The sequence below is a fragment of the Paenibacillus sp. J22R67 genome, assembly GCF_059692175.1.
Map to the genome: position 1 here is coordinate 45893 of NZ_JCAUAX010000020.1, position 15416 is coordinate 61308.

The window sequence follows — 15416 nt, forward strand, 5'->3', positions numbered from 1 at the left end:
CAGACAATGGCTAACTTTCTACACAATACTGCTCTTTGGAAAAAAGAGGTTAAGTCACAGTTGCGTTATAAAACATAACACATATATTATATTGATAAAAATTTGTTATATATATTGACATATAGATGACATTTGTTTTAAAGTTAGTAAAATTCTTTGTAGAGGCATACAGCATGGGGTGCCTGCTCTAACCAATATTAACGAAGGGAATGATAGAAGATGGCATACAATCGGACGCATGATTGGCTAACGCGACTGCCTAAAGTTGATCTTCATTTGCACTTGGATGGGAGTGTGAAGCCGGAAACGATTCTGGAGCTTGCCCTAGATCAAGGCATCGATCTTCCCGTGTACAATAAAGAGGGATTGATTCCACATATGCGTGTAGGCGAGGAATGTGGCAGTCTCATCGAATACTTAAGCAAATTTGATTTTACGACTCGCTTTATGCAATCGGGAGAAGCTTTGGAGCGGGTTGCCTACGAGGTTGCTCAGCAATCGGCAGAGCATAACTGCAAATACGTGGAGGTGCGTTTTGCACCGCAGCTGCATCGGAATAACGGTTTGACCGTGGAAGAAACGATTCATTATGTGGTTGAAGGGATGAAGCGCGGACAGCGGGATTTTGGCGTGAGAGCCGGTGTTATCGCGATCTGCATGAGAAATCATTCCTATGAAAGCAACTTGGAAGTGATTCGGGCGGCAGCAGCGTTTGTCGGTAAAGGCGTAGTCGCCGTCGACTTAGCGGGTGACGAGGCATCCTATCCGCCGGAATGGTTTCGGGAGGTTTTTGCCGAGTCGGGTCGACTCGGAATCCCTGTCACCATACATGCCGGAGAAGCAGCGGGCGCAATGAATGTGTATGAAGCCGTTACGAATCTCGGTGCGGTGCGCATCGGGCACGGTGTCAGGCTGAACGAGAACAGCGACATTTTGGAAATGGTCAAAGACCGCCGCATCCCGCTCGAAATGTGCCCGATCAGCAATATCCAAACGAAGGCCGTTGCCAGCTGGGAGGCTTACCCGATCCGTGAATACTTGGAGCGGGGGCTCCTCGTCACGATAAATACGGATAATCCGAGCGTCTCGGGGACGGACATTACGAATGAGTACCGCGTGCTGTCAGACCGTTTTGGATTTACGGAGCCTGAACTCGTTAGGCTTGTGATGAATGGGGTAGAAGCCGCATTTATGGACGAAAGCGATAAGCTGACGCTGCGGCGGGAGATGGAAGCTGAGATCAAAGACATGGGCATCAAATAAATAATGAGATTATCGCTGCAAGTATTCACCGTCATGAGAGGACTCCGAAAGGGGTCCTCTTTGTTGTGTTCGCACGCGAGAGAGACGGCTTCTCTGGTGCGCTCGGACAGATATTCGGCCTCCCCACCGTCAATTCCAACACGAGACGGCCTATTTGAACGTCTCGCTGCCCGTTGCCAACGCCTAAGGTTCCGAGACGGCCTTTTTGGCTCGCTCGGACGGCCATTCGGCCTCCCTACCATCAAATGCAACACGAGACGGCCTATTTGAACGTCTCGCTGCCCGTTCCCAACGCCTAAGGTTCCGAGACGTTCTTTTTGGCTCTCTTGGACCAAACTGACGTGGGCTGGCGAGACAATCGAACGAAGTCGAGTACAGCTTTTATGTGGGATGCACTCTGAGGAATTATTGTTTTCAATGCTTCACCCCAACATAAGCGCAAAAATAGACCTAAAACGGTGATAATTTAACAAGAAAATTCTTTTGGATATACAAACCCTATTTCATGAATTATTACGAATATAAAAGAAAAATTGGTATAAAAGCCCAATCCTTGGTCGTTTAGGAACAGGGCGATCAGCATTTGAATCAAAGAAAAAACAATTACACGAGATGCCGAATCAAACGCCAGAAGAAATTGAAGCAACCGTTAAAGCTGGCAAAGATCTCAAGAATTTAGGTAAAGAAGTAGCAAAGGAAAAGAAAGTTGTTGATCCCGATGGTGAGGGTGAATTCGCAAATGAACTTAGAAGTTACATAGCTAGTATGAAAGATTCGGTAGGTCAGCTAAAATACATGGCCGAAGAGACAAAAGATAGTCAGTATCTGAAGAAAGCTGGAGAGCTTGAGAAAAAAATTGCTAAGTACGAAAAAGAACAACAAGCTTATCTAAGCAAAAGTAAATCAGCAAAAACACTCGTTCTAATAAAGGACAAGTGTTTTCTTCTATTTACTGAACTTGAATAATCATCTTCAAAGGGAGTCAGACAAGTTCTCTGCTCGACCAGACATATAATATTCAATACATCTTGACAATATAGGGTAGGGGGGTATACTATACAAATATAAACAAATACCAATCACTGTGAGGTGACAATCCTATGAGCACCGAATCTGCAGGACAGCAGCAGCCACCCATCCGACCAACATCAACGGTTGATTTCGATATTACAGGAATGACCTGTGCCGCATGCGCAACCAGAATTGAAAAAGGGCTGAACAAAATGCCCGGCGTAGCGCAAGCATCCGTCAACCTGGCGATGGAAACTGCACGCATCGTATACCAATCATCGGAGGTAACACCGGAAGATATGCAAGCGCGAGTAGCCAAGCTAGGATACGAAGCAGCGCGCAAAAGAGAACAAGCTGAAACCAGCGAGCACCGTGCGAAAGAGATACAGAAGCATAAGCGTAAGCTGTGGATTTCAGCCATACTTTCTTTCCCATTGTTATGGGCCATGGTTAGCCATTTCTCCTTCACTTCGTGGATTTGGGTGCCGGAGCTGCTCATGAATCCATGGATGCAGCTGGCGCTCGCGACACCAGTCCAGTTCATCATTGGGCGCCAATTCTACATTGGAGCCTACAAAGCGCTCACTAATAAAAGCGCCAATATGGATGTGCTCATCTCGCTGGGAACATCAGCCGCGTACTTCTACAGCTTGTATCTGACGTTCCAGTGGGCAGGGCTAACCGATCATCACCATGCGCCAGAGTTGTATTATGAAACTAGTTCCATCCTCATCACACTTGTCATTCTTGGAAAATGGTTCGAAGTTCTCGCCAAGGGGCGCACCTCGGAAGCCATTAAATCCCTGATGGGTCTACAGGCCAAAAGTGCCTTGGTCATCCGTGATGGGCAAGAAATCAGCATTCCGCTCGAGGAAGTTGCCCCTGGGGACATCGCTATCGTGAAACCGGGCGAGAAGATACCGGTGGACGGTACGGTTTTACAAGGACATTCATCGGTTGATGAGTCTATGCTAACGGGAGAAAGCTTGCCGATTGAGAAACGCGAAGGCGATAAAGTGATCGGAGCAACACTGAATAAGAATGGTGTACTCCGCATAAAGGCTACGAAGGTTGGCCGTGACACGGTGCTGTCTCAAATCATCAAAGTTGTTGAAGAAGCACAGGGGTCCAAGGCGCCGATTCAGCGTGTGGCGGACGTCATTTCGGGTATTTTTGTCCCGATTGTCGTAGGGATTGCCCTTATTGCCTTTGTCCTTTGGTACTTCTGGTTTGATCCGGCTAACTTCGCTGGCGCACTCGAAAAAACGATCGCGATCCTCGTTATCGCTTGCCCTTGCGCATTGGGTTTGGCAACGCCAACCTCTATTATGGCGGGGTCCGGACGCGCAGCAGAATTAGGTATTTTGTTCAAAGGTGGAGAACATTTGGAAGCAGCCCATCACCTAGATGTTGTAGTTTTGGATAAGACGGGCACAGTAACGAAAGGGAAACCACAGCTTACAGATGTTCAGACGCATATGGATCAAATAACATTTCTTCGCTTTATCGGAGCAGCAGAGCGCGGCTCGGAACATCCGCTAGCCGAAGCTATCGTCCAAGGAATATTATCGTCTATTCCATCTTTGCCAGAAGCTACGGACTTTAAGGCTATCCCTGGCTTCGGACTAGAAGCGCAAGTGGAAGGCAGTCAGATCGTCATCGGAACACGAAGATTGTTAACTGAGAAGGGGATCGATATCGCCGAAGCATTGACGGAGATGGAACGCTTAGAGAACGATGGCAAAACCGTTATGCTGGCAGCTATTGACGGCGTGTATGCCGGATTTGTTGCTGTAGCGGATACGATTAAGGAAACGTCGCAGGAAGCGGTATCCCGCTTAGAAGCAATGGGGATTGGGGTCATCATGATCACAGGAGATAATGCGCGTACGGCAAAAGCTATTGCCCAGCAAGCTGGCATCAAGCAGGTGTTGGCGGAAATTTTGCCGGAAGGAAAAGCGGCAGAGGTGAAAAGATTGCAAGCGGAGGGGTTCCGCGTCGCAATGGTCGGCGATGGCATCAACGATGCGCCAGCACTAGCAATGGCGGATATCGGCATGGCCATGGGCACGGGAAGTGACGTTGCCATGGAGGCGGCAGATGTAACGTTAATGCGCGGTGATTTGACCTCCATTGCAGATGCCATTGAAATGAGTAGACGGACGATGCGCAATATTAAGCAAAATCTGTTCTGGGCCCTCGGTTACAACACGATTGGTATCCCAATCGCCGCTTTTGGCTTATTGGAGCCTTGGGTAGCAGGAGCCGCTATGGCGTTAAGCTCTGTTTCTGTTGTGCTGAATGCTCTTCGGCTGCAAAGGATTAAACTTTAAGAGAGGTGCATGCCAGAGGATTGACAATATACGGGATGGGGGTATGATAAGTAGTAAACAGCCCTCAAAGGAGACAGCCCTATGAACAAGGAATTGGACACGGAAGTGGACCACTGCGGCTCGGATGAACAGGAGCGGAAGAGTCATCATTCCGATAAACTCAAAGCGGATTTAACGAAGCGATTGAACCGCATTGAAGGTCAAGTTCGCGGGGTCAAAGGTTTGATCGAGAAAGATACGTATTGCGATGATGTTTTGCATCAAATTGCCGCGATTCAGTCGGCGCTTAATGGTGTGGGGAAGCTGCTTCTAGCCGGGCACCTCAAAAGTTGTGTCGTTGAACGTATTCAAGAAGGCGATATGGATGTTGTCGATGAACTGCTCAAAACCATGAATACCCTGATGAAATAATGAAAAATTAAATTTAAGGAGTGAATGCAATGTCCAACATTATTTTAAAAGTAGAAGGTATGTCTTGTAATCACTGTGTGAATGCTGTCGAGAAAGCAATGAAAGAGCTTGGGGCTGAGGGCAAAGTAAATTTAGCCGGTAAATTAGTGGAAGTGGAGTACGATGAAAACAAGCTCAGTGTAGAAGCGATCAAAGAAGCAATCGAAGAGCAAGGCTATGACGTGGTGCAATGAGAATAACGAGTCTTATCGTGTTGTCATTGGCTCTCGTTCTTAGCGGGTGCGGGAAGTCGCAGACTACGGATCATCCGGTACACGGTAGCGGTCATGAAGCGGGGAGCTCAGCGGAGCAAATTCAGGCGATATTTCAAGCACCGCAAGCGAAGGCCAAAGAAGAGACAACGGTGACGATTCAGATTCAAGATAGTGGCGGCAAGCCGATCAATGATTTTGACCTGAATCATGAGAAAAAGATGCATCTCATCGCTGTGAGCAAAGATCTTTCGTATTACAGGCATCTGCATCCGGAGTACAAAGGAAAAGGGTTGTTTACGGTATCGACGCAGTTCCCCTCGGGTGGTGATTATAGGCTTTTTGCAGATTTTCTGCCTAGCGGGAAAGAGAAAACGGTCAAAAGCTACACCTTAACTGTACAAGGGGATCCAGCTCCTCCAGTGGCCATTGAACCAGAGGGTGTTTGGACTAAAACTGTGGATGGCAATGAAGTCACTCTAAATATCGATCATCTTATGGCGGGAATGGAGCTTAATCTGACCTATAGCTTTAAGGATGCAGCTTCCAAAACACCTATTAAGGACTTGCAGCCGTACTTAGGAGCTGTTGGGCATGTTGTTATCCTGGATGCGAATGCGGATCAATACCTGCATGTCCATCCGACGGATGAGAAGTCAACAGGTCCTGAAGCCAAGTTCATGACGACGTTCCCCAAAAGCGGAGTCTACAAAATCTGGGGAGAATTTCAGCGTAACGGTAAGGTGTTTACGGTCCCATTTGTTGTTAAAGTCCCTTAACCCACAGCCTATATTTATATAAAAAAGGAGCCGGTCACCATGCCTGCCTATATCATCACGGGGGGCTCCAAAGGCCTCGGAGCTGAGCTTGCGAGGCAGCTCCTGCACCAAGGCGCCGCGGTCCACTGCGTGTCGCGCGGCGAAAGCCAAAGCCTCCGCCAAGTGGCGTCAAGCATGAAAGGTGACTACACCTTTCATGCTTACGACTTGGCGCAAACGGACGGCCTGGATTCGCTGATGGAGCGAATCCTCGGCCAGGTTGATCGAGCGGATGCCATCACGCTCATCAACAATGCGGGCCAGCTCGAACCGATGACGCTCATCGGCCGAGCTGACCAAGAGGACCTGCAGCGAAGCCTGCAGGTCAATCTCGTCGCGCCCACGCTGCTGACGAACAGCTTCATTCGGCAGACGCAGGCGCTGCCGATTACGAAGCGGGTCGTCCACATCTCCTCGGGCGCGGGGAAGAAGCCCTACCCCGGCTGGGGGGCGTATTGCACCGCCAAGGCCGGGCTCGATATGCTGACGCGGTGCATTGGCGTCGAGCAGATGGAACAGCCTTACCCGGTGGAGGTCTTCTCCGTCGCACCGGGGGTGGTGGATACCGACATGCAGCGGTCGATTCGTGCTGCATCCGAAGAGGACTTCCCGCAGCTAAGCCGGTTCGTGAAGCTGCATACAGACGGCGAGCTGCAGTCGCCTGAAGCTACAGCGGCGCAGCTTCTGGATCTGCTGCAGCGAGATGCTTTCGCGCATGGCGAGATCGCCGATCTGCGCACAAAAAGGAGTTAAGCGGCTAACAAGCGCTTAACTCCTTTTATCATTCATCTCTATGCGTTTCGCGAAAGCCTACTGAATACTTCCCGACACAGATGGCCCGGATGACAGCTCCGATGTGCAGTATTTGCAGCGGGTTGCTTGCGATGGGATATCTGATAAGCAATGCGGACAAGATTTTGTCGCCGGAGCCTTTTCTTTCGGCTCTTCTTTTTTGCGGAACTTGGACAATTGTTTAACAACGATAAAAATGACTGCAGCAACAATTAAAAAGTCTAAGAAAGTAGAAATAAATGCCCCATATTTGAGAACAGGCGCTTTATCAATAGCGGAATCAGCAAGGCTATTGTAGTGTTTGCCATTCAAGGATATGAAAAGTTCATTAAAGTTCACTCTGCCCAGCAGTAACCCGATAGGCGGCATGATCACATCATTGACGATGGATGTGATGACTTTTCCGAAAGCTCCCCCGATAATAACCCCCACCGCTAGATCGACCATATTCCCTTTAAAAGCAAAATCTTTAAATTCCTTCAGCATAACGAACCTCCAACAAACGGCATTTTTTGCATTGTAGCATATTTTGTCGCTTTCGAACAATGAGTTGGATGCACGCGAAGCTGTTTAATCCTTCTGAGCAGATAAGAGTTGCTGTTCCTTGGACTGCTGCAGTACCTCGCATAGGGCACTGATCAACGCTTGATGATCGTCAGGAGTTCCTACCGAAATCCTCACATGATGGGGCAAGTTCCACGCGCCTGCATAACGCAGGATAACGCCTTTTTGCATCAATTGATCGTAGATGGATTTCGCATCCGGTCCAAGCTCCACGAGCACGAAATTACTCATGCTGCGCGTGAATTTGAATCCTAACTCATGCAGACTTTCATAGAGCTGCTCTCTGCCGAGCGTATTGATTTCCCGTGTCGCTTCGAGGTGGGCATCGTCATGAATGGCAGCGGTGGCGCCGACTTGTGCTAAGGCGTTTACGTTGAAAGGTTCTTTGACCTGACGAATATGGTGTAAAATGCTTGCGGAAGCAATGCCATAACCAACACGAATGCCAGCCAAACCATAAGCTTTGGAGAAGGTTTGTGTGACGATAATCGGATATCCTTGACGCACCAGTTCAAGCCCGTCGGAATAATCATCTGCGGTTACAAAGTGGCTGTAAGCCCCGTCGAAAATGACCAGAACATGAGGGGGGAGCTTATCCATTAGTGCATGCAAGTCCTGATTTTTCATATAAGTGCCAGTAGGATTATTTGGTGAGCAAATATATAGCAGCTTCGTTTTCTCGGTTACAGCGGCCAACAGATCTGTCACTTCATAACGGTAATCTTCACGGAGCGGAACTTGTACGACTGAGGCTCCCATCAGATTAGCGCCAAATTCATATTCACTAAAGGTCGGAGAGGGCACGATGACTTCGTCGCCTTCCTCTAAGAACGCTTCGGATAGGAGGGTAATGAGCTCATCGGCCCCATTGGTGACAAGGACTTGCTCTGGCTTAACCTCCAACTTACTGGCAATAGCGCTGCAGAGATCAATCGTGTCAGCGTCAGGATAGCGATGAATATCTGTCAGATAAGATTGAATGGCAAGAGTAGCTAATGGAGACGGACCAATTGGGTTCTCGTTGGAAGCGAGTTTGGTTACTTTGTCGATGCCTAATTCCCGCTGGACTTCCCAAATGGGCTTGCCAGGCGTATATGGCTTCATGCGGGACAGGACTCCGCGTGGGCGTATATGATCAGTTGTGCGATTGCTCATAAGTATCACTCCTTAATAAAATTTACTTTAGTTAAATAATACATTAACTTGGTAAAGTAGTAAAGTATAAAAAACCCATATCCCAACTTTTAGGAGAGTAGTATAATACGTAAAGATGCGTAAAACGACGTTAAGGAGAGGACACTGCGCGGATGGGGAAAAAGAAGAGGTTTGGTATCCGATCCAAAATCATGCTTGGCTACATTTTCATTTTCGCCTGTATAAGTGTTGTATTTACGCTAGTGATTAATCAAGTGACCTCGATGCAAACGGATAGAAATTATATCATTGAGCATGATTTTGCTGTCCATAGTGAAATCAACAGCATCGAAAAATATGTGATGGATATGGAAAGCGGCCAACGAGGTTATCTGATAACCGGAGATTCTACCTACCTTGAACCCTATCACAATGGAGAGGCCAACTGGCGGCAATCCTACATGAGGCTGAGTCAGCTAACACGGGAAAATGCTGTCCAGGAGCAAAGTTTACAAACAATCAAAAAGTCTATAGAACGCTGGATTATACAGCTTGACGGGGCAACGGGCCCAATGATGAAAAGGGAGCAAGATGCAGGAACTTATTCCATTAATCCTTATGACTTTTATTTGGGTAAGCAAAATGTAGAGGATATTCGCTCGCAGCTCGATCGCTTCCGGAATATTGAGATAGCGCTTACCAAAGATAGAGCCAAGCTGTTAGACAATCAGAACAGGATGTTCACGAGATCCTTGTTTGTCATGTTGACCCTACTTCTTATATTTTCATTAACAACTGCACTCTTGATATCGCAGTCGATTGTTGGAACGATTAAGCAGGTAACCAAAAGTATTTTGAAATTAAGCTCATTCAAGAGAGACTACTCACAGCGCATCCATGTCACCATGAACGATGAGGTGAAGGATCTAGCCGAGGCAACGAATATGCTTCTAGAGAACCAAGAGGAGATAGAATGGCAGCAGCGCAAACTTGCGGAAGTGGTCCATATGCTTCAAGGCATTTCGGATATGGAAACGCTGGGTTCTTCCTTTATTAGTAAAGCTGCTGAGCTTTTCGGTGCATCCTTCGGCCTCTTTTATCTTCGTACTACCCACAAGGGCAAAGTTGCCATGGAGAAAATAGCGGCATACGCCATGATGGACAACGAGAATGACATCGGAATTCATCGATTTCATTTGGGGGAAGGGCTAGTCGGTCAATGCGCACTGGAGAAGCGGATGTTCCACTTTATGAATGTGCCTGATCACTATGTCAAAATCACGTCAGGACTCGGCGCTGTGAAAGCGCAAAGCGTGCTGATTGTGCCGATTTTACATCATCATGAAGTTATTGCTGTTATGGAATTAGCCAGTTTAAATAAGTTTACCCATCAACAGATGGAGCTTCTTGAAGATATTCTCGACGTTCTTGGAACTATCGTTCATAGTGTGCAAACGCGTGTGGAAGTGGAGAGGCTGCTTCGAGAGTATCAGCTCATGACCGAAGAACTGCAGATTCAAACGGAAGAGCTCCAAAGTCAGCAGGAAGAGCTGCACATGACGAATGAACAGTTAGAGGAGCATAACCGGTGTTCGGATGAAAGGTCCAAGGAACTTGAGCGCATCAAGATGGCTCTCGAAGAACATGCGGTTCAGCTGCAGCTAAGCTCCAGGTACAAATCGGAGTTTCTGGCTAATATGTCGCATGAATTTCGTACACCGCTTAATAGCGTACTAATTTTATCCCAAATGCTGCAAGAAAATAAGATGGGAAACTTAAGCATCGATGAGCAGGAATATGCCCGTGTGATTCATTCTTCAGGGACTGACCTGCTGTTGCTTATTGACGATATTCTTGATTTATCCAAAGTGGAAGCCGGTAAGCTGGATATTCATATTAGGGAGTTAAATGTAAGAGAACTTCCAAAGCTGATTCAAAGTCAATTTGCCAAGGTGGCTGAGCAGCGCAATCTGATCTTGAACATTGAGCTGGAATTCCCGGTGCTGGAGCACTTCTATACGGACGAGCAGCGACTTAGTCAAATTTTGAAAAACTTGCTTTCAAACGCGTTTAAGTTTACGCATGAGGGCAGTGTTCATGTGAGCATCAAGCGGTGTGAGGTAGATCAAGCTGCCGAGGTGCTGCCTTCTGCTAACCCTGATCAAGTCCTAGCCATTTCCGTTAGGGATACGGGGATCGGCATTCCTCCTGACAAGCAGGCGCTTATTTTCGAGCCTTTCCGGCAAGCTGACGGTACAACCAATCGGAAATACGGGGGAACGGGCCTTGGTCTCTCCATCTCTCGCGAACTAGCGGGACTGCTTGGCGGGGAGATCGGCATGAGCAGTGAAGAGGGAGTGGGAAGCACTTTCACCGTCTACATCCCATCCTTGGAGCCGGGGGTCAGTGAGTTTCAACCAGCCTGGGAGGAAGCAGCAGCAGCCTATGACTCCACAGAAGCAAAGCAGGAAGAACCATCTCTCATTTTGGCAGAGCCAAACATGCTGCGCGGGAGGGTTGTGCTGGTCGTTGACGATGATGTTCGAAATGTTTTTGTGTTAAGCAACGCTTTTGAAAATGAAGGGATGACCGTCATCGTTGCGCATGATGGGCAGGAATGTCTGGCTATTCTGCAGAAGGAGCCGCAGATTGATATTATCCTTATGGATATGATGATGCCCGTGATGGATGGCTATGAAGCGATGCGTATGATTAGAAAAGATGAACGCAACAAGCATCTGCCCATCATAGCCATAACGGCTAAAGCGATGAAGCAGGATCGTGACATTTGTCTGCAAGCAGGCGCTTCCGACTACATCAGCAAGCCGCTGAATTTAAACCAATTGCTGTCCCTTATACGAGTTTGGCTAGCATAAACAATAAGGTCTTTGATTTCTCCTGTGAGGGATTGATCAAAGACCTTTTATTATTTAATGAGATTAATGAATAAATAAGTGCTTATTTTTTTAGATCCAAGCGTACGTCACGCCCGTCGTCCTGAACGGATAGCTCTTTACCCGCAGCTTTCAAGGAGTTCGCGTAACTGACCCATGCATCGAGCATGATCGCGCCATCTTTCCAATCTTTCACCTCACCGAATACCGTAAAGCCATCGCCGCTGCCTGTTGCCATGAAATCATTCGTCGTCACTTTGAACGTACGGTCCGTGTTGAACTTGCCGTCCACGTAGATTGGCGTACCATCAACTAGCGTGATTTTAGAATATTTCTCGCCAAGGGGTTTCGTGCTGTCCCACTCAACTTTAAGACCGGAGAATTGAATAGCAGGAAGGTTCGTATACTTGTCCGTTACTTCCAACGCTTTTTTAATTTGCTCAGCCGTCATTGTGCCTGTCACATTGTAGTTGCCGAATGGGAATACTTCGAACATTTCGCCGTAAGTTAGCTCGCCTTTATCTACATCGGCGCGGATACCGCCAATATTCGTGAAGGCGATGTCGGATTTCTCAGCAGCTCGCATAGCATCTGTAATGCTGTTGCCCAGTTGCGAAGCGCCATCGCGATCTACGCCGCCATTTGTATCGAAACGGAACGATTTGCGTCCAAGCGGCTCAGCAACAACGACTTCAACTTCACCGGATTTCTCTGAAATTTTCGCTTTGTAATCCTCAACCGTTTGGTGAATTTTCGCGTCAGCCGTTGTGAGGTTCGTGTAGGTTTCAAGTAGGCTGGCGTTCGAAGAAACAACCTGCTTTGTAGTTTTGTCTACAAATAGTTGGATGTGACCAACTGCGTACAACCAGCTTTGCGCTTCTACAACAGGGATGCCGTTCACGATTCCGGAAACACGCATGTGGGAGTGTCCACCGACGATTGCATCCAGCGTACCGTTGCCTGTACCTTTTGCTAGATCTGCAAGTTCGCTGATGATTTCAGCAGATTTTTGGTTCTGCTCACCAGGCAGGTGGGAAGTGACCATAATGATGTCAACGCCTTTGGCGCGCAGTTCAGCTGACAACTCTTTGGCCAAAGGAACCGGATCCACGAAGGAAAGTCCTTCAATGTTCGTTGATTTGGTCGTTGATGTTGTCTGTGGAGTCGCAAAGCCGATGATACCGATTTTTAGGCCATCTTTTTCAACGATTACGTAAGGTTGTGTCCAATCTACGCGCTTACCTGTTTTCGTGTCGATAATGTTAGCGCCGAGAATCGGGAATTTTGCATTCTTAATGTTATTAATTAAAACGTCACTGCCAAAATCGAATTCATGGTTACCGATAGCGGCAGCATCGTATTTCACTTGAGCCATTGTATCCATGACGGATTGACCATTGGTCGTATTCGAAATAAGCGTGCCCTGCCAAGCATCTCCGCCGTCTACCACAACGGTACCTTCAGGATTCACAGCACGGAAATCAGTGACGATCCCGCCAAGCGTTTCAATACCGCCTTGACCTTGGTTGCGTTTTTTATCGAATCCAACTTCGATTTTACCGTGAATATCGTTCGTAGTTAAAATATCAACGACCTTAAATAAAATTGGTTTAAGCGCCTTAGCGACTTCATCACGCGTAACGGCTGCCGTCGGGTTGAAGTTTCCATCAAGTGTTGGGCTGAAAATTCCGCTGATGACCGCATAAGCGACATAAGGGCGGGACTCTTTTGCAATTGAATCGGAGTCCTTGAAGTAGTTCAAAACATTCTCATTCACGCTTGGCAGCTTATCGCCAGTTACCACTTTAACAATCAACTCAGCAAGCTCTTGGCGAGTAACAGCGGCATCCGGGTGGAACGTTCCGTCAGCGAATCCGCTGATCAGCTTCGCTGCAACCGCATTGGCAACAGCTTGTTTCTGCCAATTTGCTAGGTCAGTGAAAGTGACAGAAGCGGGATCTGCGCTTTTCAATTTAGCAGCACGGTTGATCATTGTAGCAACTTCAGCACGTGTAACCGGGTTTGCACCGCGGTAGTCGGTATCCCCGTAGCCTTCGACGGCTCCATTATCGATGGCAAGACGCATGTCTGACTTCATAGTAGTAGAAGGTGCGGGTACTGCTGTTTCTGCGAAGGCGATACTGCCAGTAAAAGAGCTTGTAAGAACGGTTACAAGAGCGAGGGCTGTGAGGCGGGTTTGTAGTGTTTTTTTCATGTGATAAAAAGACCTCCTTCATAATAATAGAACGTAGGTTAATTAACCTGTTTATTAGTATAAAGGGAATTGGTAGTTTTTGAGAAGTAAAGAAATTATTATTATATAAAACAACAAAAAAAGCCGCTAACCCTCCAATGGTTAAGTGGCTTTGTGATGTTCGGTATGAACTTCAAAATGATAGATTGTATTGCGAGTAAGAACCCGAAAATCCAATCCGTCTCTATCTATCGCTTGAACTCTAGTTGTTTTGAATGGGATATATCGATGTATGCCGGATAAGATCATCGGTGATCCGACCTCAGTTGGGTTCATTTCACGAAAAGTCTGCCCTTGAATCTCATCGAAATTGAATCGTTCAGATTGATGTTTGGGCGTAATCCCGTCCACTTCGTAGATTTGAAGAAGCTTTAGCAATCTCATGTTGTTCCCCTCCCAACTAACCTTCTTAGCAACAGTATACAACGACTAAGGTATCTGAGTGCAAATTCTAAGCCTAACACTTACCTAATAATGTCCTCACACTTTCCTTATTTCCAAAATATACAATTGAGCCATTGGAATTGGGGGGTGATCTTGTATGATACATACGAGAATACGTGTCGAGGAAAAAGAAGTTCTTATGTTTTATGAATCCAAGTATCAGGATCATTTGCATGTAGCCGTTGAAACAATTCTTAAACATTTATCTAATGATAAAATCCGTAGATTGTTCGATGACCTAGGCTTGGTCAATATTACGAATGAGGAAGTTACGCTCTTTTCACTAAATGGCGAGATTGAAACACTTTTCATAACGTAGATGCCTCTCGCTAAAATTAACAATGATGATGTTCTAGCCCTCATCTGCTATTTTCGTTACAATAATTAGGAAGTAGGCGTTTAAATTAGGGAGGGCATGAACAATGGCAGTTTTGAAAATGGAGCACGTCGGTGTGATGGTGGCGAACTTAGAAGCGTCGATTCGTTTCTATGAAGAAGTGATTGGTCTTAAGCACAAAGGGACCTTGCTTCATACGAACGGAGTCATCCGCCTTGCATTTCTGGGTTTTGAAGCGTTGAATGAAACGGAAGTTGAACTCATCGAAGGTTATAACGCAGGTTTACCGCAAGAAGGAAAGGTTCATCATCTGGCTTTTACCGTTGATGATATTGAGGCCGAGTTTACTCGTATTCAAGGATTGGCCGTTCAGCAATTAGATGAAGAAATTACGACGCTGCCCAATGGCTCCAGGTATTTCTTCTTTAATGGGTTAGATGGAGAGCGCATTGAGTTTTTCCAATCTACTCGGTAATCCAAACGTACATATAATAGATACGCGATTGAGACGGGTGCATCCGATGCATCCATTTTTTATTTATGAATAGAACAAAACATTCAAAACAATGGCAATTGCGGAACATTTCCAAAGGGGTTGTAATTGGTTTCCGAGCATGTTACATTATACCTCGTTGCTTCGGACAGCGAATCACTTAGAAGGATGAAGTGAGCTTGCATTCGAAGAGCAACGTATGGTAGTATTAATTTCCCAACAGAGAACGACAGAAATTGACAAGAAAAAAGTGCTTGCAATTGATGAACGAGCTGTGGTATATTACTTCTCGCTGCTTCGGTAACACGGCAGTGAACGAAAGAAATTGATCTTTGAAAACTGAACAACGAGTGAGTAAGCACAGTCGAGTAATCGACTATAAATGAGATGAATAATCTCGCTAGCAAGTCAATGAGT

At 46.8% G+C, this 15416-nt stretch carries 14 protein-coding genes; 10 read left to right on the forward strand and 4 right to left on the reverse strand.

All coding sequences use genetic code 11. The features are described 5' to 3' along the window. Positions 1 to 219: 219 nt before the first annotated feature. From add to AC58VC_RS36215, 7 genes are all read left to right on the forward strand, one after another. Positions 220 to 1263: an adenosine deaminase gene (add, locus tag AC58VC_RS36185; RefSeq protein ID WP_497376347.1), complete on the forward strand. Its 1044-nt coding sequence runs from the start codon at positions 220 to 222 to the stop codon at positions 1261 to 1263. Between the two features lie 612 nt (positions 1264 to 1875). Continuing rightward, entirely contained in the window at positions 1876 to 2229 is a 354-nt protein-coding gene (locus AC58VC_RS36190; RefSeq protein WP_497376348.1) for a hypothetical protein, read from the forward strand. Between the two features lie 134 nt (positions 2230 to 2363). Continuing rightward, entirely contained in the window at positions 2364 to 4607 is a 2244-nt protein-coding gene (locus AC58VC_RS36195; protein WP_497376349.1) for a heavy metal translocating P-type ATPase, read from the forward strand. Positions 4608 to 4688: 81 nt separating this feature from the next. Continuing rightward, complete coding sequence (locus AC58VC_RS36200; RefSeq protein ID WP_497376350.1) at positions 4689 to 5018, forward strand: metal-sensitive transcriptional regulator; 330 nt, start codon at positions 4689 to 4691, stop codon at positions 5016 to 5018. Positions 5019 to 5047: 29 nt separating this feature from the next. Continuing rightward, positions 5048 to 5251: a copper ion binding protein gene (locus AC58VC_RS36205; RefSeq protein ID WP_497376351.1), complete on the forward strand. Its 204-nt coding sequence runs from the start codon at positions 5048 to 5050 to the stop codon at positions 5249 to 5251. Further along, a complete protein-coding gene (locus AC58VC_RS36210) occupies positions 5248 to 6048 on the forward strand; it encodes a DUF8832 domain-containing protein (RefSeq protein ID WP_497376352.1) in 801 nt (266 codons plus the stop codon). The genes AC58VC_RS36205 and AC58VC_RS36210 overlap by 4 nt, the downstream gene beginning before the upstream one ends. A 39-nt stretch (positions 6049 to 6087) precedes the next feature. Next, a complete protein-coding gene (locus AC58VC_RS36215; RefSeq protein WP_497376353.1) occupies positions 6088 to 6840 on the forward strand; it encodes a (S)-benzoin forming benzil reductase in 753 nt (250 codons plus the stop codon). Positions 6841 to 6897: 57 nt separating this feature from the next. Here AC58VC_RS36215 and mscL read toward each other — a convergent pair whose 3' ends face one another. Together mscL and hisC are read right to left on the reverse strand one after the other, a co-directional pair. Beyond that, the gene (gene mscL / locus AC58VC_RS36220) at positions 6898 to 7365 is read right to left on the reverse strand and encodes a large conductance mechanosensitive channel protein MscL (RefSeq protein WP_497376354.1); all 468 of its coding nucleotides are present in this window, start codon (positions 7363 to 7365) and stop codon (positions 6898 to 6900) included. A gap of 84 nt (positions 7366 to 7449) precedes the next feature. Further along, on the reverse strand, positions 7450 to 8598 hold the full coding sequence (gene hisC, locus AC58VC_RS36225; protein ID WP_497376355.1) for a histidinol-phosphate transaminase: 1149 nt from the start codon (positions 8596 to 8598) through the stop codon (positions 7450 to 7452). A 152-nt stretch (positions 8599 to 8750) separates the two neighbouring features. Between hisC and AC58VC_RS36230 the strand changes: the two genes are divergently transcribed. Then, positions 8751 to 11453 carry an ATP-binding protein gene (locus tag AC58VC_RS36230; RefSeq protein ID WP_497376356.1) on the forward strand — a complete coding sequence of 901 codons (2703 nt, stop codon included), beginning with the start codon at positions 8751 to 8753 and terminating at the stop codon, positions 11451 to 11453. Between the two features lie 82 nt (positions 11454 to 11535). Here AC58VC_RS36230 and AC58VC_RS36235 read toward each other — a convergent pair whose 3' ends face one another. Then, the gene (locus tag AC58VC_RS36235) at positions 11536 to 13686 is read right to left on the reverse strand and encodes a 5'-nucleotidase C-terminal domain-containing protein (RefSeq protein ID WP_497376357.1); all 2151 of its coding nucleotides are present in this window, start codon (positions 13684 to 13686) and stop codon (positions 11536 to 11538) included. A 141-nt stretch (positions 13687 to 13827) separates the two neighbouring features. Further along, entirely contained in the window at positions 13828 to 14109 is a 282-nt protein-coding gene (locus tag AC58VC_RS36240) for a hypothetical protein (RefSeq protein ID WP_497376358.1), read from the reverse strand. Positions 14110 to 14266: 157 nt separating this feature from the next. Between AC58VC_RS36240 and AC58VC_RS36245 the strand changes: the two genes are divergently transcribed. Continuing rightward, positions 14267 to 14488, forward strand: a complete 222-nt coding sequence (locus tag AC58VC_RS36245) for a hypothetical protein (RefSeq protein WP_497376359.1) — start codon at positions 14267 to 14269, stop codon at positions 14486 to 14488. A 103-nt stretch (positions 14489 to 14591) separates the two neighbouring features. Continuing rightward, positions 14592 to 14981: a VOC family protein gene (locus AC58VC_RS36250; protein WP_497376360.1), complete on the forward strand. Its 390-nt coding sequence runs from the start codon at positions 14592 to 14594 to the stop codon at positions 14979 to 14981. Positions 14982 to 15416 lie beyond the last annotated feature (435 nt).

Excerpts from the sequence above, each read along its gene's own strand:
- add (WP_497376347.1), top strand. The coding sequence starts at position 220 with ATGGCATACAATCGGACGCATGATTGGCTAACGCGACTGCCTAAAGTT.
- AC58VC_RS36190 (WP_497376348.1), top strand. The coding sequence starts at position 1,876 with ATGCCGAATCAAACGCCAGAAGAAATTGAAGCAACCGTTAAAGCTGGC.
- AC58VC_RS36195 (WP_497376349.1), top strand. The coding sequence starts at position 2,364 with ATGAGCACCGAATCTGCAGGACAGCAGCAGCCACCCATCCGACCAACA.
- AC58VC_RS36200 (WP_497376350.1), top strand. The coding sequence starts at position 4,689 with ATGAACAAGGAATTGGACACGGAAGTGGACCACTGCGGCTCGGATGAA.
- AC58VC_RS36205 (WP_497376351.1), top strand. The coding sequence starts at position 5,048 with ATGTCCAACATTATTTTAAAAGTAGAAGGTATGTCTTGTAATCACTGT.
- AC58VC_RS36210 (WP_497376352.1), top strand. The coding sequence starts at position 5,248 with ATGAGAATAACGAGTCTTATCGTGTTGTCATTGGCTCTCGTTCTTAGC.
- AC58VC_RS36215 (WP_497376353.1), top strand. The coding sequence starts at position 6,088 with ATGCCTGCCTATATCATCACGGGGGGCTCCAAAGGCCTCGGAGCTGAG.
- mscL (WP_497376354.1), bottom strand. The coding sequence starts at position 7,365 with ATGCTGAAGGAATTTAAAGATTTTGCTTTTAAAGGGAATATGGTCGAT.
- hisC (WP_497376355.1), bottom strand. The coding sequence starts at position 8,598 with ATGAGCAATCGCACAACTGATCATATACGCCCACGCGGAGTCCTGTCC.
- AC58VC_RS36230 (WP_497376356.1), top strand. The coding sequence starts at position 8,751 with ATGGGGAAAAAGAAGAGGTTTGGTATCCGATCCAAAATCATGCTTGGC.
- AC58VC_RS36235 (WP_497376357.1), bottom strand. The coding sequence starts at position 13,686 with ATGAAAAAAACACTACAAACCCGCCTCACAGCCCTCGCTCTTGTAACC.
- AC58VC_RS36240 (WP_497376358.1), bottom strand. The coding sequence starts at position 14,109 with ATGAGATTGCTAAAGCTTCTTCAAATCTACGAAGTGGACGGGATTACG.
- AC58VC_RS36245 (WP_497376359.1), top strand. The coding sequence starts at position 14,267 with ATGATACATACGAGAATACGTGTCGAGGAAAAAGAAGTTCTTATGTTT.
- AC58VC_RS36250 (WP_497376360.1), top strand. The coding sequence starts at position 14,592 with ATGGCAGTTTTGAAAATGGAGCACGTCGGTGTGATGGTGGCGAACTTA.